Origin of the sequence: Citrobacter portucalensis, from assembly GCF_002042885.1 — a bacterium.
GTDB lineage: Bacteria > Pseudomonadota > Gammaproteobacteria > Enterobacterales > Enterobacteriaceae > Citrobacter > Citrobacter portucalensis.
Map to the genome: position 1 here is coordinate 120,281 of NZ_MVFY01000011.1, position 20,451 is coordinate 140,731.

Here is a 20,451-nt window from a genome sequence, read left to right on the forward strand (position 1 = left end):
CATGTCTGAACAAACCATCGTCAACTGCCCAACCTGCGGCAAGCCTGTAGTATGGGCTGAGGTCAGTCCGTTTCGCCCATTCTGCAGCAAGCGCTGCCAGTTAATCGATCTGGGAGAGTGGGCCGCAGAAGAGAAACGCATCCCAAGCTCTGGTGATCTGTCAGAAAGCGACGACTGGAGTGAAGAGCAGAAGTAATTCTGCTAAAACGGTGGGTCGGATAAGGCAATGCCGCATCCGACATTTTATTTTGTTTTGCCTGATGGCGCTGCGCTTATCAGGCCTACGAACTAAAACGTAGGGCGGGCAAGCGTAGCGCCCCCGCCATAATTTGCCGGATACGGCGTTGCCTTATCCGGCCTACAGCACCATTAGCCAGCTATCAGCTTTTCAATGACCGGTGCATTCGCGGGCGGGAAATCCTGCGCATTCAGAGCATCTTGCGCAATCCACTGCGCCGGTTGCCCCTCTTTTCCCCACGGCTCGCCTTCCCAGCTTTCAACCAGCCAGAACCACAGAGTGATATGCCTGTCCGGAAACTGATACTCCAGCTTTTCGAACAATGAGCTTTGAGTCGGCGTGATCCCCACTTCTTCCTGTAGCTCGCGAATCAGCGCCTGCTCCGGCGTTTCGCCCGCTTCAATTTTCCCGCCGGGGAACTCCAGCTTATTGGCCATGTGGGCATCAGCCGCACGCTGGGTGATAAAAATTTCATGTTGCTGATTACGAATAATCCCGACGGCGATTTGCAGTATTTTCATCTTTATCGTCCATAAAAAAGGCGCAGAATTCTGCGCCTTTTCAGTAAGTTATTTTCTTAGCTCAGACGGCCGTGGCACTGTTTGTATTTTTTGCCAGAGCCGCAAGGACACGGATCGTTACGACCCACTTTACGATCGCCGGTTTGTGCTGCCAGCTCTTCTGCCGCAGCAGAATCGTCGCCTTTATGACTCAACTGCTGCATCTGCGCTAAGCGCTCAGCTTCTTCACGACGCTGCTGCTCCATGGCTTCGACTTCTTCAGGCATACGCACCTGAACTTTGCTCAGGGTGCTGATCACTTCATATTTCAGTGACTCCAGCATTGACGCAAACATAGAGAAGGATTCACGCTTGTATTCCTGCTTCGGATCTTTTTGCGCATAACCACGCAGGTGGATACCCTGGCGCAGATAGTCCATCGCAGCAAGGTGCTCTTTCCACAGGGAGTCGAGAGTTTGCAGCATCACGCCTTTTTCGAAGTGACGCATCATCTCCGCGCCCACAACTTCTTCTTTACGCTGATAAACTTCGATGGCGTTTGCCAGGATACGTTCACGCAGCGTTTCTTCGTGCAGCTCAGGCTCTTTATCCAGCCACTCTGAAATCGGCATCTCAAGATCGAAGTCGTTTTTCAGACGTTCCTGCAGACCCGGGATATCCCACATTTCTTCCAGAGACTGCGGCGGAATATAGGCATCAATAGTTGCTTTGAAGACATCTTCACGGATGCTGTTGATGGTTTCGCTAACGTCAGTTACGTCCAGCAGTTCGTTACGCTGGGTGTAGATAGCACGGCGCTGATCGTTGGCAACGTCATCATATTCCAGCAGCTGCTTACGAATATCGAAGTTGCGGCTTTCCACTTTACGCTGCGCGTTAGCAATTGCTTTGGTCACCCATGGGTGTTCAATGGCTTCGCCAGGCTTCATACCCAGTTTACGCATCATGCCTGACACGCGGTCAGAGGCAAAAATACGCATCAGCGCATCTTCCATCGACAGATAGAAACGGGAAGAGCCCGCATCACCCTGACGACCCGAACGACCACGCAGCTGGTTATCGATACGGCGAGATTCGTGACGCTCGGTACCGATAATATGCAAGCCACCGGCAGCTAATACCGCGTCATGGCGAACCTGCCAATCGGCTTTAATCTGCGCGATTTGTTCCGGAGTTGGGTTTTCCAGCTCGGCAACTTCCGCCTGCCAGCTACCGCCTAGTACGATATCGGTACCACGACCGGCCATGTTCGTCGCGATAGTCACGGCTGACGGGTAACCCGCCTGGGCGACGATTGCAGCTTCGTTGGCGTGGAACTTGGCGTTCAGAACATTGTGTTTGATACCCGCTTTGCTCAGCTCGTTAGACACTACTTCCGATTTTTCAATGGAGATAGTACCTACCAGCACCGGCTGGCCATTTGCAGTACGTTCTTTAATATCTTCAATGATCGCCTGAATTTTTTCCGCTTCGGTCATGTACACCAGATCCGGTAAATCCTTACGGATCATCGGACGGTTGGTCGGCACAACCACGGTATCCAGTTTGTAGATGGAGCTAAATTCAAACGCTTCAGTGTCGGCTGTACCGGTCATACCGGCCAGTTTTTCGTACAAACGGAAGTAGTTCTGGAAGGTAATAGATGCCAGCGTCTGGTTCTCGTTCTGGATCTCTACGCCTTCTTTAGCTTCAACAGCCTGGTGCAGACCATCGGACCAGCGACGCCCCTGCATGGTACGACCGGTGTGTTCATCGACGATGATAACTTCGCCGTCTTTCACGATGTAGTCTACGTCGCGGGTAAACAGCACGTGCGCACGCAGTGCGGCAGTCACGTGGTGCATCAGCATAATGTTGCCTGGAGAGTACAGTGACTCGCCCTCGTCCATAATGCCTTCGTTAACCAGCAGCTCTTCAATCAGTACCAGACCACGTTCGGTCAGGTTAACCTGGCGCGCTTTCTCATCAACTGAGAAGTGGCCTTCGCCCTGGAACGTGTCGGAATCTTCCTTCTCCTGACGGATCAGGTGCGGGATGATTTTATTCACTTTTTTGTACATTTCCGAGCTGTCTTCAGCCGGGCCGGAAATGATCAGTGGCGTACGCGCTTCATCGATCAGGATGGAGTCGACTTCATCGACCAGCGCATAGTGCAGTTTACGTTGAACACGCTCTTCCGGACTAAACGCCATGTTGTCACGCAGGTAGTCAAAGCCGTATTCGTTGTTGGTACCGTAAGTAATATCGGCGTTGTAGGCTTCACGCTTGGCTGGCGCAGGCAGGCCAGACATGTTGATACCAACGGTCATGCCGAGGAATTCAAACAGCGGGCGGTTATTTTCGGCATCACGCTGAGCCAGATAGTCGTTCACGGTAACCACGTGTACGCCCTTCCCGCTTAATGCGTTCAGGTAGGCTGGCAGCGTCGCGGTAAGGGTTTTACCTTCACCAGTACGCATTTCCGCGATGCAGCGATCGTTAAGCACCATACCGCCCAGCAGCTGAACGTCGAAGTGACGCATACCGAACACGCGTTTACTCGCTTCACGCACTACTGCGAACGCTTCCGGGATCAGGCTCTCAACGCTGGCACCTTTTTCCAGACGGGCGCGGAATTCAGCGGTCTTCGCTTTCAGTTCATCATCGGAGAGTTTTTCCATCTCCGGTTCCATCGCGTTGATGACATTGACCACTTTACGCATACGACGCAGCGTACGCTCGTTACGGCTACCGAATACTTTCGTTAATAATTTGATTAGCATAATAAAATCTCAAACGCCCCGCGGTGCGGAGTCAAAAATTATAAGTTGGAAGGTTCTTTTTTAGCTGAGGCGTTGAGGACCAGCGCGGATACCCTGCAGCTGGCTGATCCAGACCGGAACGCTAAACGCGGCCTGAGAGGTAAAGTGTGCGTATGTCACGCGACTTACTGTCGCGGGCGGAGTGCCTTCTTGCGTCAGCATCGCGCTGAGCGTATTCAGTAACGCAAGATGGTGCGCCTGAATTGGCAATGGCTCTTCGGCAACGGGCAACGCCTGAGGTGCCATGGCAAAAGAAAGATGGCGGATAACCGTACGAATGGCATGTTGATGCCAGTAATCGACGGTAAAATTTGGGCGGCGATTAGTCGCTTCCAGCAAAGCAAGCTGGCTAAAGTTAACTTTAGCGCCTTGATCGTGATTGCTGGCGGTCGCCTTCGCGGGGGTATTAGGTTCAGCAGCATTACCGAGCGCGGGCAGGCCAAAACTAGCCGCGACCATCCCCAACAGGAGATGCGGCCAGAAGTACCGTCTGCCTAACTGTCGCCAGCGCGTCAGTATTCCACTCACGTTATTGCCACCTGATATACCCTGCGTTTGGGGTTACAAATGCAAAACCATTTTTTGCGCACAAATCTTACCATTAATGCGTTCGCACCACAGCAGTAATGACAGCAAGTCGCGGGTAAATATGCTTAAGAAAGCAGCGATCGAACGGTATTTTAATCTACCTGTGGGGAAAAAGTCGCTTCAGATAAGGTGGTTTGCACTCGGAAGATAAAAAAACGACTGGTTCACCTGGCCGGAGAGAGTGCCAGATTTACCAGTCGAATTTATGCGACAGCGTATGTCGTTATGCCAGTACGGTCGATGGTGCTTTGAACGCCAACGGCAGTTCTGCATCGTCCTGGAAGGTCACATATTCCCAGGCTTCCTGTTTTGCCAGGACCGCCTGCAACAGTTTGTTATTCAATGCATGACCGGATTTATACGCGGTAAATGCACCAATAATGTTGTGACCACACATGAACAAGTCACCGATCGCGTCGAGCATTTTGTGACGAACGAATTCATCTTCAAAACGCAGGCCGTCTTCGTTCAATACGCGATAATCGTCAACAACGATGGCACAATCGAAGCTGCCGCCCAGGCACAGGCCGCGGGACTGCAGATATTCGATATCACGCATGAAGCCGAAAGTACGCGCACGGCTGATCTGACGCATGAACGCATCCGCAGAGAAGTTCATCGCGTAGCGCTGCGTGCTGGAGTCGATCGCCGGATGGTTAAAGTCGATGGTGAAATCCAACGTAAAACCATTATACGGCTTAAACTCAGCCCACTTATCGCCATCTTCGACACGAACGGTCTCTTTGATGCGAACAAATTTTTTGGCGCTGCTCAGTTCTTCAATACCTGCATCAAGCAGCAGATAAACGAACGGAGCGGCACTGCCATCCATGATCGGGATTTCCGGTGCGTTAACTTCAATAACGATGTTATCGATACCTAAACCCGCCAGAGCAGCATTAAGGTGCTCTACGGTTGAAATCCGTACATCATGCTCATTGACCAGACACGTACAGAGCATGGTATCACGCACAGATTTGGCATCGGCCGGGAAATCTACCGGAGGATTCAAGTCGGTGCGACGATAGATGACCCCGGTGTTGGCCGGCGCAGGGCGTAATGTCAGGGTGACTTTTTTGCCGGTATGCAAACCGACGCCAGTCGCCTGAACGATACGTTTAAGAGTCCTTTGTTTGATCATCGTATAATCTCGCCAAATTACCTATCCAACCGAAGTGTACTATACATTCGGTGGGCCAGTTTAGCACAAAGAGCCACAATTCCCAAATTCCAGCTAATTCTTAATCAGCTTGCTTACGCAGGAATGCTGGGATATCCAGATAATCCGGCTCTTTGGTGGTTTGCGGCGTATTGTCGTTAACCACTTTCGCTACCGGTTTCTGCTCTTGCGTCAACGGCGCCATGCCGTGCTGCTGGTAACGATCCATTACCGGCTGCTGTACCTGCTTGTTGGTCACCAGAGTGATTTCAGGACGTTTGTCCATACCAATTCCAGTTGCAACAACGGTCACGCGCAGTTCGTCGTTCATATCCGGGTCCAGGGAGGTACCGATAACCACGGTCGCATTATCCGATGCAAAGGCACGAATCGTGTTACCGACGGTTTCGAACTCATCCAGACGCAGGTCGAAGCCCGCAGTAATGTTGACCAGCACGCCGCGCGCACCAGACAGATCGATGTCTTCCAGCAGCGGAGAAGAGATAGCCATTTCAGCCGCTTCTTCTGCACGGTCTTCACCGCTTGCCACGCCTGAACCCATCATCGCGTAGCCCATTTCGGACATCACGGTGCGCACGTCTGCAAAGTCGACGTTCATCAGGCCCGGACGAGTAATCAGTTCAGCGATACCCTGGACTGCGCCTTTCAGCACGTCGTTCGCTGCGCCAAACGCATCCAGCAGGGAGATACCGCGACCCAGCACTTTCAGCAGCTTGTCATTCGGAATAGTGATCAGAGAGTCCACATGTTTGGACAGCTCGGTGATACCCTGTTCCGCGAATGCCATACGCTTCTTACCTTCAAAGTTGAAAGGCTTAGTCACGACAGCAACGGTCAGAATACCTAAATCTTTTGCTACTTCAGCAACCACTGGCGCTGCACCGGTACCGGTACCGCCGCCCATGCCAGCTGCGATAAACACCATGTCTGCGCCGTCAAGCGCTGCACGCAGAGCTTCACGATCTTCGTCTGCCGCATTACGGCCTACTTCCGGGTTTGCACCCGCGCCCAGACCTTTGGTGATGCCGCTACCAATCTGAATGGTCTGTCCAACCGCCGTTTTACGCAACGCCTGAGCGTCGGTATTCACCGCGAAGAATTCAACACCTTCGATGCGCTCGCGCACCATGTGTTCAACGGCATTACCGCCGCCGCCGCCGACGCCGATGACTTTAATCACCGCGTCATTGGTAAGTTCCATAGGTTCAAACATAGTTTCTCTCTCCGTTGTGCCTGTCGCCTGAGACCGTTAATGTGCGTTGGTCTCTTTAAAAATTAAAACTCTTTTCGCAGCCAGCTATTGAGTCGTTTGATCCACGAGCCAACTGATGCCGTAACGCGTTTTTCAACTTCAGCCTCACCACTCAAATGGGATTCTTTCCCGTAGTGAAGCAGCCCCACTGCCGTTGAATAATACGGCTCCTGGGCATAATCCGTCAGACCAGTGATATTCAGCGGTGCGCCAATACGTACTTGCGTATGGAACACGCGCTGTGCGCAGGCCGCAAGACCTTCAATTTGCGCAGCGCCACCGGTTAACACAATCCCCGCCGCCAGATGATGTTTCACCCCCTGCTGGCGAAGCTGTTCTTGTAATTGCAAAATTTCTTCGTTGACCAGGTTGAGCAGCTCGGTATAACGCGGCTCAATGACCTCTGCCAGGGTCTGACGTTGCAGGCTACGCGGTGGACGACCACCTACGCTTGGCACTTCAACGCTTTCGTCTTTACCCACGATGGAGCCCAGCGCGCAACCATGGCGCACTTTGATGGCTTCAGCATCGCTCGGCGGCGTACCAAAGGCATACGCGATATCGCTGGTCACTACATTCCCTGCATAAGGGATAACTTTAGTGTGGCGCAACGCCCCGCCAGTATAAACGGCGATGTCCATTGTACCACCACCAATATCCACCACGCAGACACCCAGTTCACGTTCATCTTCCGTCAACACGGAATAACTGGCTGCCAACCCGGCAAAAATCAGTTGGTCAACTTTCAGACCACAACGTTCAACGGCTTTGACAATGTTCTTTGCCATGTCGTTGTGGCAGGTAATAAGATGGACTTTTGCCTGCATACGCACGCCGGAAAGACCGACCGGATTTTTAATGCCTTCCTGGTAGTCGATGGCGTATTCCTGCGGAATAACGTGCAGAACACGATGTTCATCGCGAACGCGTACGGATTTTGCCGTATGTACCACGTTTTCCACATCTTCCTGCGTCACTTCCTCTTCGGAAATGGGCACCATACCAATTTCATTTTGACAGCTAATATGTTTACCGGAAAGTGCCAGATACACCGAGGAAATCTGGCAATCTGCCATCAGTTCAGCCTGGTCAATGGCGCGCTGTACGCACTTCACCACTGACTCAAGGTCATTCACCCCGCCTTTATCCATACCTCGCGATGGGCAACTGCCCACGCCAATGATATTGACCATACCGTCGGGCAGAACTTCCCCTACTAAAGCGGCTACCTTCGCGGTGCCAATCTCCAGTCCAACTACCAGTTTTCTGTCCGTCGCCTTGATCATCGTTGTTCTGCCTGTGCCTGATTCTGTTGCTGATTAGATTCCTCAGGAGGCAAGGGAACCCAGCCTACTGCCGCTCCTGAGTCATAACGCAAATCAACGTAGCTAATCCGTTTGCCATCGGTTTGCGCCTGCTGCTGTAAAACCGGGTAGAGTTCCACAAAGCGAGCCAAACGTTTTATCGTATCGCCCCTGCCCAGATTCAGCTTAATATCGTTATTCAGCGTCAACTGCCAGGAACGACGAGCGGTCATCGCCGCTTCCTTCAGGGTGAATCTATCCTTAGCCAGCACCTGCCCCATATCGCGGAACCCTTGCAACACTTCACTTGCGCTGCCTTCCGGCCCATACAACATGGGTAATACCTGCTTATTGGCCCGACCGGTTGGAACACTGAACGTATTTCCTTCAGCATCCACCATATGTTGGTCATTCCAACGCGCAATGGGCACATATTCAACCAGATGAATCTTCAATTCATCGGGCCATTGCTTTCTGACGCTCGCCTGTTTAATCCAGGGGAGGCGTTCAATTTGACTCTGAATGATGTTCACATCCTGAGTCATAAAGGTTCCCGGAGCGCCCAGCGCCAAAATGGACTGACGAATATCGTCATTGCGCGTGTAATGTCGTTCGCCGGTTAACACCAGTTTCGATAAAGGCAAACGTTGCGCATCTTCCATCCATCCCAACACTACCCAGCCGCTGACAAACACGGTGCACAGCACTGTCAGCAGGAACAATATTCCTGCAAGACGCGTTCCATTATTGCGGCGTGAGGAGTTTACTTCTTCTTCATCACCGTTTCGCGTGTTCAGCGCAGCCTGCGACATATCAGTCCGCCAACTCCAGAATTCTTACCACCAACTGCGAGAAGCTCAGGCCCGCCTGACGCGCCGCCATCGGCACCAGACTGTGGCTGGTCATACCCGGAGAGGTATTCGCTTCCAGCAGATAAAACTGGCCATCGCTGTCCAGCATGACGTCAATGCGACCCCAACCTTTACAGCCCAATGTGGTCCACGCTTTCAGGACTAATTCCTGTAAACGGGCCTCTTGTTCGACTTCCAGACCGGCAGGGCAGAAATATTGTGTCTCATCAGAGAGATACTTCGCCTCATAATCATAGAAGGTTCCCGCGGGTTGGATACGTATTGACGGTAAAATTTCTTCACCAAGTATCGCAACTGTAAATTCCGGGCCACTGAGCCATTTTTCGATCAGTACTTCTTCATCATGCTGAAAAGCCAATGCTAATGCACCATGCAAAGCATTTTCTTCTTCAACTTTTGACATCCCTACGCTTGAGCCTTCACGGCTTGGCTTCACAATCAGCGGCAAACCTAACGCAGAAATCTCCGTAACCACCTCATCGCTAAGACCTTTTTCGAACTCAGCGCGGGTCAATGCGACCCAAGGCGCGACCGGTAAACCAGCCCCCTGCCACAACAGTTTGCTGCGCAGTTTGTCCATCGAAATCGCAGAAGCCATGACGCCACTACCGGTGTACGGCAGACCAACCAGCTCCAGCATGCCCTGCAACGTACCATCTTCACCACCACGACCGTGCAGCGCAATAAACACCTTTTGAAAACCCATCGATTTCAAAAGCGTGACATCAACCTCTTTTGGGTCAATTGGATGAGCATCCACACCACCTTCGCGTAACCCTGCCAGTACGGCCGAGCCGGAATTCAGCGAAACGTCACGCTCTGCGGAGGTTCCCCCTAACAGGACCGCGATTTTATCAGCCATGTTGTTCTTCCTCCGGGTTTTGCGGCTTCAGTTTGATTTCAGCTAAGGAACGCGCGATTTTGCCGATATTTCCAGCGCCCTGCACCAAAATCAGATCGTTGCCGGTTAATACCGGCGCCAGCATGTCTGCCACCTGAGCCGGATCGGATACCAGAATCGGGTCGATCTTACCGCGACCACGGATCGTACGGCACAGCGAGCGACTGTCGGCTCCTGGAATCGCGGCTTCACCCGCGGCGTACACATCCAGCATCAACAGCGCATCGACCTGAGTCAGCACGTTGGCAAAGTCGTCATACAGATCGCGAGTACGCGTAAAGCGGTGCGGCTGGAACAGCATCACCAAATTTTTGTCCGGCCAGCCCGCGCGTGCAGCTTTAATCGTGGCATCCACTTCCGTAGGGTGATGACCATAATCATCCACCAGCATCGCCGTCCCGGCTTTACCGTTTACCGGCTCAAGCGGGAATTCGCCGAGGAAGTCAAAACGTCGTCCGGTGCCCTGGAAACTTTCCAGCGCGCGCAGAATTGCGTCGTCTTCAATGCCTTCTTCTGTTGCAACTGCTACCGCCGCCGCCGCGTTCAGCGCATTGTGACGGCCCGGTGCGTTCAACGTCACGCGTAAATCGGCCATCCCCTGACGCAGCAGCGTGAAGTGTCCTTGTGGACCAATCTGCTGGTAATCTTCGACGCGCACATCAGCATCATCGCTGAAACCATAGGTTGTGGTTTGACGACCAACTCGCGGCAACAACTCGCGGATCACCGGGTCGTCAACGCACATCACCGCACGACCATAAAACGGCAAGTTATGCAGGAAATTAATAAACGTCTGCTTTAAATTTTCGAAGTCGCCATGGTAGGTATCCATATGATCGGCTTCGATATTGGTAACAATCGCTACCATCGGCTGCAAATGCAGGAACGACGCATCGCTCTCATCCGCCTCAGCAATTAAATAACGGCTATGACCCAGACGCGCATGGACGCCTGCGGCCTTCACCAGACCGCCGTTGACAAACGTCGGATCCAGCCCCGCTTCCGCGTAGATACTGGAGACCATCGCTGTGGTCGTGGTTTTACCGTGCGTCCCGGCAATGGCGATACCGTGACGAAAACGCATTAACTCCGCCAGCATTTCAGCACGACGGATCACCGGAATGCGCGCTTCATGCGCCGCAACAATTTCCGGGTTATCCGCAGAAATGGCGCTGGATACCACCACCACGCTCGCATCGCGCACGTTTTCCGGGCGATGGTTGAAGAAAATCGTGGCGCCCAGATTCGTCAACTGCTGCGTCACCGGGTTCGGCGCTAAGTCAGAACCGCTGATCTGATAACCTTCGTTGGCCAAAACTTCGGCAATACCGCCCATACCAGCACCACCGATGCCGACAAAGTGAATGTGCCGAACGCGACGCATTTCGGGCACGATGGAACGCAGTTTTGCCAGTTGTTGTGTATTCATTCTTTAGCCATTAACTTCTTAGTTCATGCGATGCAAAAGGCATCACCACAATTACGCCCGGGCAGCCCGGCTCACTTCATTAGCAACGCGCTCTGTAGCATCCGGAATGGAAGCGGCGCGCGCACGTTCTGCCATGGTTAATAAGGTTTCTCGCGACCACCCGGAAAGGGTGTTAGCGACGGCATCCACAGTAAACTGCGGCTGCTCAAGAATTTTGGCGGCGCCCGCTTTCTCCAGCGGCAGCGCATTCCAGTACTGCTGTCGGTCTTTATGCTGAAAAGGCACAAACAGCGCAGGCAAACCTGCGGCGGCAATTTCGCTTACCGTCAGCGCGCCGGAGCGACAAACTACGACATCCGCCCACGCGTAGGCGGCTGCCATATCATCAATAAACTCAGTGACCTTGTGCTGCGGTTGTCCCGCGTCGGCATACGCCTGTTCAACGGTTTGCTGCGCGCCTTTGCCACTCTGATGCCAGATAGTCACCGCGTCACCAAGCTTTGCGGCAACCTGCGGCATCGTCTGGTTCAATACGCGTGCGCCCTGAGATCCCCCGACGACCAGCACGCGAACCGGGCCTTCACGCCCCGCCAGACGCGCTTCGGGCAACGGCAGCGCCAGAACGTCGGTGCGTACTGGGTTACCCACCACTTCCGCATTCGGGAAAGCGCCAGGAAAAGCCTGCATCACCTTCGTTGCAATTTTCGCCAGCCACTTGTTAGTTAATCCCGCAATGCCGTTCTGCTCATGCAGTACAACCGGAATGCCTAATGACCAGGCAGCCAGACCGCCAGGGCCGGACACGTAACCGCCCATCCCCAGCACCACATCAGGCTTAAACTGCTTCATGATGGCGCGCGCCTGACGCCAGGCATTAAAAATACGCACGGGAGCGGCAAGTAGTGCGTTAACGCCTTTGCCACGCAGACCAGAGATGCGAATAAAGTCAATTTCAATGCCATGCTTCGGCACTAAGTCCGCTTCCATACGATCGGCGGTGCCCAGCCAACGAACCTGCCAGCCCTGGGCCATTAAATGGTGTGCGACCGCCAGCCCCGGGAACACATGCCCGCCGGTACCGCCTGCCATCACCATTAACCGCTTCGGTTGACCACTCATCGTGCACCTCGTGTAAACGCCTGGGCTTTTTCCAGACGCGTTTCATAATCAATACGTAACAAAAACATGATGGCCGTCGACATAATCAACAAACTGGAACCACCATAACTGATCAGCGGTAACGTCAGACCTTTTGTTGGCAGCATGCCTGCTGCCGCGCCGACGTTTACCAGGGCCTGGAAGCTAAACCAAATCCCGATGGAGCAGGCTAAAAAGCCTGAAAAACGGTGGTCAATTTCCAGCGCTTTGCGGCCAATCGACATCGCGCGAAAAGCGACGAAGAATACCATTAAAAGTGCCAATACCACACCGATATAACCCAGCTCTTCCCCAATGATGGCGAAGATGAAGTCGGTGTGCGCTTCCGGTAAATACTCCAGTTTTTGCACTGAATTACCTAACCCCTGACCCCAAACCTCACCGCGACCAAAAGCCATCAGCGATTGCGTTAACTGATAGCCGCTGCCAAACGGATCTTCCCATGGGTTCCAGAAAGAGGTTACGCGGCGAATACGATACGGTTCGGCAAGGATCAGCAGCACCACCGCCGAAATCCCCATGCCGATAATGGCAATGAACTGCCACAGTTTCGCACCAGCGAGAAACAGCATCGCCAGCGTCGTGACAAACAGCACCACCACCGTACCAAGGTCAGGCTGCGCCAGCAGTAAGACTGCCAGCACCAGAATCACGCCCATCGGTTTTAAGAAGCCGCGCAGGTTGTTACGCACTTCATCGACTTTACGCACCAGGTAGTTGGCGAGATAACAGAACAGCGACAGCTTGGTAAATTCCGCAGGCTGAATACGCAATGGCCCCAGCGCGATCCAGCGCGATGCCCCGTTAACGGAGCTCCCCACCACCAGCACGATCAACAACATGATGATCGAGGCGATCAGCATCGTCGTGCTGTACTTTTGCCAGAACTCCATCGGCAGACGCAGCGTCACCATCGCCAGACAGAACGCGAGGAAGATATACAGCGCGTCACGCTTAGCAAACAGGAAAGGATCGCCTGCCAGGCGTTGCCCTACGGGCATCGATGCCGATGTCACCATCACAAAACCGATCGCTGCCAGACCAAAAGTCAGCCACAGCAGCATTCGGTCATACATGATCAAGCTGTCCGCGTCTTTATCACGCGAAGCCATCACCCAGCCTTTAAGTGCCGCGAAGATCCACGCCAGGACACCCAGTCCCGGTACGCGCGGCATTTTCAGACGAGGGAGAGAGAATCGCATCAACCCAACTCCTTCGCTAAACGGGTAAAGACGTCACCGCGTTGCTCAAAGTTCTTGAACTGGTCAAGGCTGGCGCAGGCTGGCGACAGCAGCACCATATCGCCCGACTTCACACGCGGTGCGAGCAGACGCATTGCCTGCTCCATGGTTTCAGTGTGTTCCGCAACCTCAGGACGCAGAGCGGCAAGCTGCGCGCCATCGCGACCAAAGCAGTACAGACGAATGTTGTCGCCAGTCAGGTAGCGTTGCAGCGGCATAAAGTCGGCGGATTTCCCATCGCCGCCCAGCAGCAGGTGCAACGTACCGTCAACGTGCAGACCATTCAGCGCCGCTTCGGTGCTGCCAACGTTGGTGGCTTTTGAATCGTTGATCCAACGCACACCGTTATGATTCAGTACCAACTGGAAACGATGCGCCAGACCGGTAAAGGTAGTCAGCGCTTTCAGGCTGGATGCCCGCGGCAGACCCGCAGCATCCGCCAGCGCCAGCGCCGCCAGGGCGTTGGTATAGTTATGCTGGCCGGTAAGCGTCATCTCTTTCACGTTCAGGACTTTTTCACCCTTCACCCGCAGCCAGGTTTCACCCTGCTGACGATTGAGATGATAGTCACCCATGTTGATGCCAAAGCTCACGCAGCGCTCATCCGCCCCGCGAATCGGCATGGTCAGCGCATCATCGGCATTAACCACGCACACTTTCGCATTCTCATAGACGCGCAGTTTGGCCGCACGGTACTGCTGCAAGCCAAACGGATACCTGTCCATATGATCTTCAGTGACGTTCAAAATGGTGGCGGCTACGGCCTGTAAGCTGGAGGTTGTCTCCAGCTGGAAGCTCGACAGCTCCAGTACATACAGCTCACGTTCGTCATCCAGCAACATCAGCGCGGGCAGGCCGATATTTCCGCCAACACCCACGTTCACACCAGCCGCTTTCGCCATTTCTCCCACCAACGTGGTGACGGTGCTTTTCCCGTTGGAACCGGTGATCGCGACGATCGGCGCCTGCGCTTCACGACAGAACAGCTCGATGTCACCGACAATTTCGATCCCTGCATCAGCAGCGGCGCTCAGCGAAGGATGCGCCAGGGCAATACCAGGGCTGGCGACGATAAGATCGGCGGCCAGCAGCCAATCATCATTCAGGCTGCCAACATGACGCTCAACCGCTTCCGGCAATTTATCCAGGCCAGGTGGCGTTGCGCGGGTATCCATCACACGCGGCGTCACGCCGCGCGCCAGAAAGAAATCCACGCAGGACAGCCCGGTCAAACCCAGACCGATAATGACGACTTTTTTACCCTGGTAATCAGCCATGATTAACGTACCTTCAGCGTTGCCAGGCCAATCAGCACCAGCATCAGCGAAATAATCCAGAAGCGCACAATTACGCGCGGTTCCGGCCAGCCTTTCAGTTCATAGTGATGGTGAATCGGCGCCATACGGAAGATGCGCTGTCCGCGCAGCTTAAAGGAGCCAACCTGCAGAATGACCGACAGCGTTTCCACAACAAATACGCCGCCCATAATTACCAGCAGGAATTCCTGACGCAGCAGCACGGCAATAATGCCCAGCGCGCCGCCCAGCGCCAGAGAACCGACGTCGCCCATAAAGACCTGCGCCGGATAGGTGTTAAACCACAGGAAGCCTAACCCCGCACCGACAATCGCCGTACAGACGATCACCAGTTCGCCGGCATGGCGTAAATAGGGAATGTGCAGGTAGTTGGCAAAGTTCATGTTACCGGTAGCCCATGCCACCAGCGCAAAACCTGCGGCCACGAACACGGTCGGCATAATCGCCAGACCGTCCAGGCCATCGGTGAGGTTTACCGCATTGCCAGTACCCACAATAACGAAGTACGCCAGCAGCACGTAGAACAGCCCCAATTGCGGCATGACATCTTTAAAGAACGGCACCACCAGCTCGGTAGCCGGGGTATCTTTACCGGCGAGGTACAGCGCAAAGGCTACACCCAGCGCAATCACCGACATCCAGAAGTACTTCCAGCGGGCAATCAGGCCCTTGGTATCTTTGCGCACCACTTTGCGATAGTCATCGACAAAACCGATAATGCCATAGCCAATCAATACCACCAGCACGCACCATACGTACGGGTTCGACGGATATGCCCACAACAGAACGGAGATAACAATCGCGGTGAGGATCATGATCCCGCCCATGGTTGGCGTACCACGTTTACTAAAGTGCGATTCAGGACCGTCGTTACGTACAACCTGTCCAAAGGACATTTTTTGCAAGCGGGCAATCATGCGCGGGCCCATCCACAAAGAGATGAACAGCGCGGTCAGCAGGCTGACGATGGCGCGAAACGTCAGATAGGAAAAGACGTTAAAGCCGGAATAATATTTGACCAAATGTTCGGCCAGCCAAACTAACATGTCCCATTCTCCTGTAATGCGCGTACTACCTCTTCCATGGCGGCACTACGTGAACCCTTCACTAAAATCGTCATGACCTGATGTTCTGCAATCAATGCTTTAAGATGCGCGGCCAGCGCGCTTTTATCCGCAAAATGTTCGCCAACGCCGCTGGCGTCGCTAATTGCCTTACTCAGTTTTCCTGTACTCAGTACACGGTCGATACCTGCTGCTTTCGCAGCAACACCTACCTGTACATGGCATGCTTCACTTTCTGCGCCAAGCTCTGCCATATCGCCAACGACCAGTACGCGATAGCCCGGCATTTCAGACAGCACCTGCACCGCTGCGGTCATCGAACCGACGTTCGCGTTATAGGAGTCGTCCAGCAGCAACTGATTTTCTGCGAGTTGAATCGGGAACAGACGTCCCGGTACCGCTTGCAGATCCTTCAAACCCGCTTTGATCGCCTCGTGCGTCGCGCCTACCGCCATAGAAAGCGCCGCCGCCGCAAGGGCGTTAGCGATATTGTGGCGACCCGGCAACGGCAGCAGGACATCAATGCTTCCGGTCGGCGTTTGCAGAGAAAATTCTGTGCCATGCGAGGTCACATGAACGTTGGTAGCAGAAAAGTCGCTGTTGGCCGCATTCGGGGAGAAGCGCCAGACTTTGCGTTCGCCGATGATGCTTTGCCAGTTCAACCAGTCGTTGTTGTCGGCATTCATAATGGCGATACCATTCTCAGACAGGCCGGTAAAAATCTCACCTTTTGCCTTCGCAACGCCCGCCAGAGAGCCGAAACCTTCCAGGTGCGCGGCGGCCAGATTGTTCACCAGCGCCGCTTCCGGACGCGTCAGGCCGACGGTCCAGGCGATTTCGCCCTGATGGTTGGCGCCGAGCTCAATCACGGCATAGTCGTAATCGTTAGTTAAGCGCAGCAGCGTCATCGGTACGCCGATGTCGTTATTCAGATTGCCCGCGGTATATAGGGTGTTACCACACTGGCTCAGAATGGCAGCCGTCATCTCTTTGACGGACGTTTTACCGGATGAGCCGGTCAGCGCGACAACGCGCGCCGGAACCTGAGCGCGAACCCACGCCGCCAGTTCACCAAACGCCAGACGCGTATCTTTAACAATCAGCTGCGGCAGGTTGGTGTCCAACGGGCGGCTGACCAGCAGCGCACCCGCCCCGCTCTCTTGCGCTTTGTCTGCAAAATCATGGGCATCAAAACGTTCGCCTTTCAGCGCCACAAACAGGCAGCCCGGCGTCACTTTACGCGTATCGGTTGTTACGGCATCAAGGGTCAGATCGGCCCCTTTCAGTTCGCCACGGAGGATCTCCGCCAGTTGGCTGAGCGTTACGCTAATCATGCGATAACCCCCAGCAGACGCGCTGCGGTCACGCGGTCAGAATAGTCGAGACGCTGCGAGCCGACGATCTGGTAATCTTCGTGACCTTTCCCGGCCACCAGCACCACGTCGTTTTCTTTCGCCTGCATAATGGCGTTTGTCACGGCTTCTGCGCGCCCTTCCATCACCTTCGCCTGTCCGGCATCCAGCATACCCGCCAGAATGTCGTTAATAATGGCGCGCGGCTCTTCGGTACGCGGGTTGTCATCAGTCACCACGACAACATCTGCAAACTGCTCGGCGATTGCGCCCATCAACGGACGTTTGCCTTTATCACGATCACCGCCGCAGCCAAAGACGCACCACAGTTTGCCAGTACAGTGCAGACGTGCCGCCTGCAGCGCTTTTTCCAGCGCATCTGGCGTATGAGCGTAATCAACCACCACGGTGGTTTTACCCGGCGCGCTGAACACTTCCATACGTCCGCAAACCGGCTGCAATTGTGTCGCCGTTTTCAGTAAATCAGCTAACGGATAGCCCAGTGCCAACAGCGTTGCCAGCGCCAGCAGAAGATTGCTGACGTTAAACGCCCCCATCAGGCGGCTTTCAATTTCGCCGTCGCCCCATGATGAGGTAAAACGAATCGTTGCCCCGCTGTCGTGATACTTCACGTCAACCGCTTTTAACCAACGACCATGACAGTTCGGGTTGATGTGGTCTTCCATCGAAACGGCAACCGCATCCGGGAGTTTCGCCAGCCAGCGACGACCGACTTCATCATCCGCATTGACGATGGCCTGACCGCAATGGTGCGTGGAATACAGCAGCCATTTCGCGGCTTCGTAATGTTCCATGTCGCCGTGGTAGTCGAGATGGTCGCGGCTTAAGTTAGTAAATACTGATGCGGCAAACTTCAGCGCCGCGACGCGATGCTGAACCAGGCCGTGTGAAGAGACTTCCATCGCGCCAACCGTTGCGCCCTGCGCAGCCAGCCCCGCCAGCACATGCTGGACATAAACGGCTGAACCGGTGGTATTTTCCGTCGGGATCACTTTGCCCAGCAGGCCATTGCCTACTGTTCCCATTACCGCGCTAGTTTCGCCAAGCAGTTGGCTCCACTGGGCCAGCAATTGGGTGGTGGTGGTTTTACCGTTAGTCCCGGTTACGCCGACCAGACGCATTTTCTCAGAAGGCTCGTGGTAAAAACGGCCCGCCAGTGCAGATAAACGTTCGTTAAGCTGACTGAGATAGATGACCGGAACGCCATGCATTTCACGGATTTCACCATCAGTAGCTTCATCTTTTGCTTCTGCAATAATGGCAGCCACACCTTGCGCTATCGCCTGCGGGATATACCGACGCCCGTCCGCCTGATGACCCAATACTGCGACAAAGAGATCGCCTGATGCAGCCACACGGCTGTCAAGCGTCATCTCCCGCAGTGCTCGCTCCGGTGCACCCGGCACCCATGGAGCAAGAAGGTCGCGCAAATTACGATCTGCCACCTGTTGCCTCGCCTTGATTATTCACAAATTCATTTTTATCGCCCGTTGTCAGCGCATCCGGCTCGATGTTCATGGTGCGCAGTACGCCGCCCATGATGGCACCAAAGACCGGCGCGGAAACGGCGCCACCGTAGTATTTACCCGCCTGCGGATCGTTGATAACAACAACCAGCGCGAAGCGCGGCTGACTCGCAGGCGCAACGCCTGCGGTATAAGCAATGTATTTGTTGATGTAGCGGCCATCCGGCCCTACTTTTTTCGCTGTACCGGTTTTAATAGCGATGCGATAGCCTTTAATCGCCGCCTTCACGCCGCCGCCGCCCGGCAGCGCCACGCTTTCCATCATATGCACGACGGTACGCACGGTATCTTCCGGGAAGATACGCTCACCCGGAACAGGAGGGTCAACTTTGGTAATCGACAGTGGACGATAAACGCCGTAGCTGCCGATCGTTGCATAGACTCGCGCTAACTGTAACGGCGTTACCATTAGCCCGTAGCCGAAAGAGAAGGTGGCCCTCTCTATGTCAGACCACCGTTGTTTTTGAGGATATAAGCCACTGCGTTCTCCGACCAACCCCAAATTGGTCGCTTTTCCCAGCCCAAAACGTGAGTAAGTATCTACTAACGCTGAGGACGGCATCGCTAACGCCAGCTTGGAAACACCGACGTTACTCGACTTCTGCAAAACCCCGGTGAGGGTTAATTCACTATAACGCGCCACGTCTTTGATTTCGTGACCATTAATTCGGTAAGGGATAGTGTTGAGGACGGTATTTTCGCGAACCACGCCACGCTGCAGCGCGGTCATCACCACCATCGGTTTAACGGTAGAACCCGGTTCAAACACGTCGGTGATGGTACGGTTACGCATCGCGTCTTTTGGCGTACCGGTGAGATTGTTCGGGTTGTAGGACGGACTGTTGGCCATGGCCAGCACTTCACCGGTGTTTACATCCACCAGTACCGCACTGCCTGACTCCGCCTTGTTGAACGCCACGGCATTATTCAGTTCACGGTAGACCAGTGCCTGTAAACGCTCATCAATGCTCAACGCGAGGTTATGCGCCGCCTGGCTGTCGGTAGAGGAGATATCTTCAATGACGCGGCCATAACGGTCTTTACGTACAATACGTTCGCCCGGTTGTCCGGTGAGCCACTTGTCGAAGCTCTTCTCTACGCCTTCAATCCCCTGGCTGTCGACGTTAGTAAAGCCGATGAGGTGAGCAGTCACTTCTCCGGAAGGATAGTAACGGCGGGATTCTTCGCGCAGGTGGATACCTGGCAGCTTCAGTTTCTTGATGTAGTCGGCCATGTCAGGGTTTACCTGACGCGCCAGATAGATGAAGCGCCCTTTCGGGTTGGCGTTAATGCGGGAAGCCAGTTGATCGAGCGGGAGATTCAGCGCGGTTGACAGCGCTCTCCAGCGTTCGCCAACGCTCACGCCGCCTGCATCATGTACTTCTTTCGGGTCGGCCCATATCGCTTTAACCGGAACGCTCACCGCCAGCGGGCGACCAGAGCGGTCGGTAATCATTCCGCGTGATGTAGACACTTCCTGGACGCGTAGAGAGCGCATATCACCCTGACGCACCAGCATGTCCGGCGCGATGATTTGCAGCCAGGCAACGCGCCCCAGCAGAAAACCCAGTGCCAGCAAAATACAGCCGCACAGTAACGCAAAACGCCAACTGATAAAGTTGGCTTGTTCTTCCTGGCGTTTTGGTTTGTGCGTTTTTGCCGCTGCTTTCATGCGTCGCGTTTATCC

17 protein-coding genes are annotated in these 20,451 nt (G+C 54.2%); 1 reads left to right on the forward strand and 16 read right to left on the reverse strand.

Annotated elements, in window-relative coordinates:
* Position 1 precedes the first annotated feature (1 nt).
* Entirely contained in the window at positions 2–196 is a 195-nt protein-coding gene (yacG, locus tag BZK40_RS17110) for a DNA gyrase inhibitor YacG (protein WP_003018740.1), read from the forward strand.
* Between the two features lie 173 nt (positions 197–369).
* Here yacG and mutT read toward each other — a convergent pair whose 3' ends face one another.
* The 16 genes from mutT to ftsI all read right to left on the reverse strand — a co-directional run bounded on the left by mutT (position 370) and on the right by ftsI (position 20,436).
* Entirely contained in the window at positions 370–759 is a 390-nt protein-coding gene (mutT, locus tag BZK40_RS17115; protein WP_008786200.1) for an 8-oxo-dGTP diphosphatase MutT, read from the reverse strand.
* Positions 760–815: 56 nt separating this feature from the next.
* Positions 816–3,521 (reverse strand): preprotein translocase subunit SecA, encoded by a 2,706-nt coding sequence (secA, locus tag BZK40_RS17120; protein ID WP_008786199.1) that lies wholly within the window; start codon positions 3,519–3,521, stop codon positions 816–818.
* Positions 3,522–3,581: 60 nt separating this feature from the next.
* Positions 3,582–4,088: a secA translation cis-regulator SecM gene (secM, locus tag BZK40_RS17125; protein ID WP_003829520.1), complete on the reverse strand. Its 507-nt coding sequence runs from the start codon at positions 4,086–4,088 to the stop codon at positions 3,582–3,584.
* A 283-nt stretch (positions 4,089–4,371) separates the two neighbouring features.
* Positions 4,372–5,289: a UDP-3-O-acyl-N-acetylglucosamine deacetylase gene (lpxC, locus tag BZK40_RS17130; RefSeq protein WP_006686706.1), complete on the reverse strand. Its 918-nt coding sequence runs from the start codon at positions 5,287–5,289 to the stop codon at positions 4,372–4,374.
* 100 nt (positions 5,290–5,389) lie between these two features.
* Entirely contained in the window at positions 5,390–6,541 is a 1,152-nt protein-coding gene (gene ftsZ, locus BZK40_RS17135; protein WP_003018753.1) for a cell division protein FtsZ, read from the reverse strand.
* Positions 6,542–6,603: 62 nt separating this feature from the next.
* Positions 6,604–7,866, reverse strand: a complete 1,263-nt coding sequence (gene ftsA, locus BZK40_RS17140; protein WP_003018755.1) for a cell division protein FtsA — start codon at positions 7,864–7,866, stop codon at positions 6,604–6,606.
* Entirely contained in the window at positions 7,863–8,696 is an 834-nt protein-coding gene (gene ftsQ, locus BZK40_RS17145) for a cell division protein FtsQ (protein WP_079934998.1), read from the reverse strand. Before ftsQ ends, ftsA begins: the two co-directional genes overlap by 4 nt.
* Before the next feature lies 1 nt (position 8,697).
* Entirely contained in the window at positions 8,698–9,618 is a 921-nt protein-coding gene (locus BZK40_RS17150; RefSeq protein ID WP_079934999.1) for a D-alanine--D-alanine ligase, read from the reverse strand.
* Positions 9,611–11,086, reverse strand: coding sequence for a UDP-N-acetylmuramate--L-alanine ligase (gene murC / locus BZK40_RS17155; RefSeq protein WP_003018763.1), 1,476 nt, complete (start codon positions 11,084–11,086; stop codon positions 9,611–9,613). The genes BZK40_RS17150 and murC overlap by 8 nt, the downstream gene beginning before the upstream one ends.
* A gap of 51 nt (positions 11,087–11,137) precedes the next feature.
* Entirely contained in the window at positions 11,138–12,205 is a 1,068-nt protein-coding gene (murG, locus tag BZK40_RS17160; RefSeq protein WP_003829528.1) for an undecaprenyldiphospho-muramoylpentapeptide beta-N-acetylglucosaminyltransferase, read from the reverse strand.
* Positions 12,202–13,446, reverse strand: a complete 1,245-nt coding sequence (ftsW, locus tag BZK40_RS17165) for a cell division protein FtsW (RefSeq protein WP_003829529.1) — start codon at positions 13,444–13,446, stop codon at positions 12,202–12,204. Before ftsW ends, murG begins: the two co-directional genes overlap by 4 nt.
* Positions 13,446–14,762 carry a UDP-N-acetylmuramoyl-L-alanine--D-glutamate ligase gene (murD, locus tag BZK40_RS17170; protein WP_032942364.1) on the reverse strand — a complete coding sequence of 439 codons (1,317 nt, stop codon included), beginning with the start codon at positions 14,760–14,762 and terminating at the stop codon, positions 13,446–13,448. Before murD ends, ftsW begins: the two co-directional genes overlap by 1 nt.
* A gap of 2 nt (positions 14,763–14,764) precedes the next feature.
* Positions 14,765–15,847 (reverse strand): phospho-N-acetylmuramoyl-pentapeptide-transferase, encoded by a 1,083-nt coding sequence (gene mraY, locus BZK40_RS17175; RefSeq protein ID WP_003018774.1) that lies wholly within the window; start codon positions 15,845–15,847, stop codon positions 14,765–14,767.
* Positions 15,841–17,199: a UDP-N-acetylmuramoyl-tripeptide--D-alanyl-D-alanine ligase gene (murF, locus tag BZK40_RS17180; RefSeq protein ID WP_079935000.1), complete on the reverse strand. Its 1,359-nt coding sequence runs from the start codon at positions 17,197–17,199 to the stop codon at positions 15,841–15,843. The genes mraY and murF overlap by 7 nt, the downstream gene beginning before the upstream one ends.
* The gene (gene murE / locus BZK40_RS17185; protein ID WP_079935001.1) at positions 17,196–18,683 is read right to left on the reverse strand and encodes a UDP-N-acetylmuramoyl-L-alanyl-D-glutamate--2,6-diaminopimelate ligase; all 1,488 of its coding nucleotides are present in this window, start codon (positions 18,681–18,683) and stop codon (positions 17,196–17,198) included. The genes murF and murE overlap by 4 nt, the downstream gene beginning before the upstream one ends.
* Entirely contained in the window at positions 18,670–20,436 is a 1,767-nt protein-coding gene (ftsI, locus tag BZK40_RS17190; protein WP_003829538.1) for a peptidoglycan glycosyltransferase FtsI, read from the reverse strand. Before ftsI ends, murE begins: the two co-directional genes overlap by 14 nt.
* Between the last annotated feature and the right edge of the window lie 15 nt (positions 20,437–20,451).

What these genes read in the sequence shown, in the direction of transcription:
- murG (WP_003829528.1), bottom strand. Translation starts at nt 12,205, where the DNA reads ATGAGTGGTCAACCGAAGCGGTTAATGGTGATGGCAGGCGGTACCGGC.
- BZK40_RS17150 (WP_079934999.1), bottom strand. Translation starts at nt 9,618, where the DNA reads ATGGCTGATAAAATCGCGGTCCTGTTAGGGGGAACCTCCGCAGAGCGT.
- murD (WP_032942364.1), bottom strand. Translation starts at nt 14,762, where the DNA reads ATGGCTGATTACCAGGGTAAAAAAGTCGTCATTATCGGTCTGGGTTTG.
- ftsA (WP_003018755.1), bottom strand. Translation starts at nt 7,866, where the DNA reads ATGATCAAGGCGACGGACAGAAAACTGGTAGTTGGACTGGAGATTGGC.
- secA (WP_008786199.1), bottom strand. Translation starts at nt 3,521, where the DNA reads ATGCTAATCAAATTATTAACGAAAGTATTCGGTAGCCGTAACGAGCGT.
- murF (WP_079935000.1), bottom strand. Translation starts at nt 17,199, where the DNA reads ATGATTAGCGTAACGCTCAGCCAACTGGCGGAGATCCTCCGTGGCGAA.
- mutT (WP_008786200.1), bottom strand. Translation starts at nt 759, where the DNA reads ATGAAAATACTGCAAATCGCCGTCGGGATTATTCGTAATCAGCAACAT.
- murC (WP_003018763.1), bottom strand. Translation starts at nt 11,086, where the DNA reads ATGAATACACAACAACTGGCAAAACTGCGTTCCATCGTGCCCGAAATG.
- ftsQ (WP_079934998.1), bottom strand. Translation starts at nt 8,696, where the DNA reads ATGTCGCAGGCTGCGCTGAACACGCGAAACGGTGATGAAGAAGAAGTA.
- ftsZ (WP_003018753.1), bottom strand. Translation starts at nt 6,541, where the DNA reads ATGTTTGAACCTATGGAACTTACCAATGACGCGGTGATTAAAGTCATC.
- lpxC (WP_006686706.1), bottom strand. Translation starts at nt 5,289, where the DNA reads ATGATCAAACAAAGGACTCTTAAACGTATCGTTCAGGCGACTGGCGTC.
- yacG (WP_003018740.1), top strand. Translation starts at nt 2, where the DNA reads ATGTCTGAACAAACCATCGTCAACTGCCCAACCTGCGGCAAGCCTGTA.
- mraY (WP_003018774.1), bottom strand. Translation starts at nt 15,847, where the DNA reads ATGTTAGTTTGGCTGGCCGAACATTTGGTCAAATATTATTCCGGCTTT.
- ftsI (WP_003829538.1), bottom strand. Translation starts at nt 20,436, where the DNA reads ATGAAAGCAGCGGCAAAAACGCACAAACCAAAACGCCAGGAAGAACAA.
- ftsW (WP_003829529.1), bottom strand. Translation starts at nt 13,446, where the DNA reads ATGCGATTCTCTCTCCCTCGTCTGAAAATGCCGCGCGTACCGGGACTG.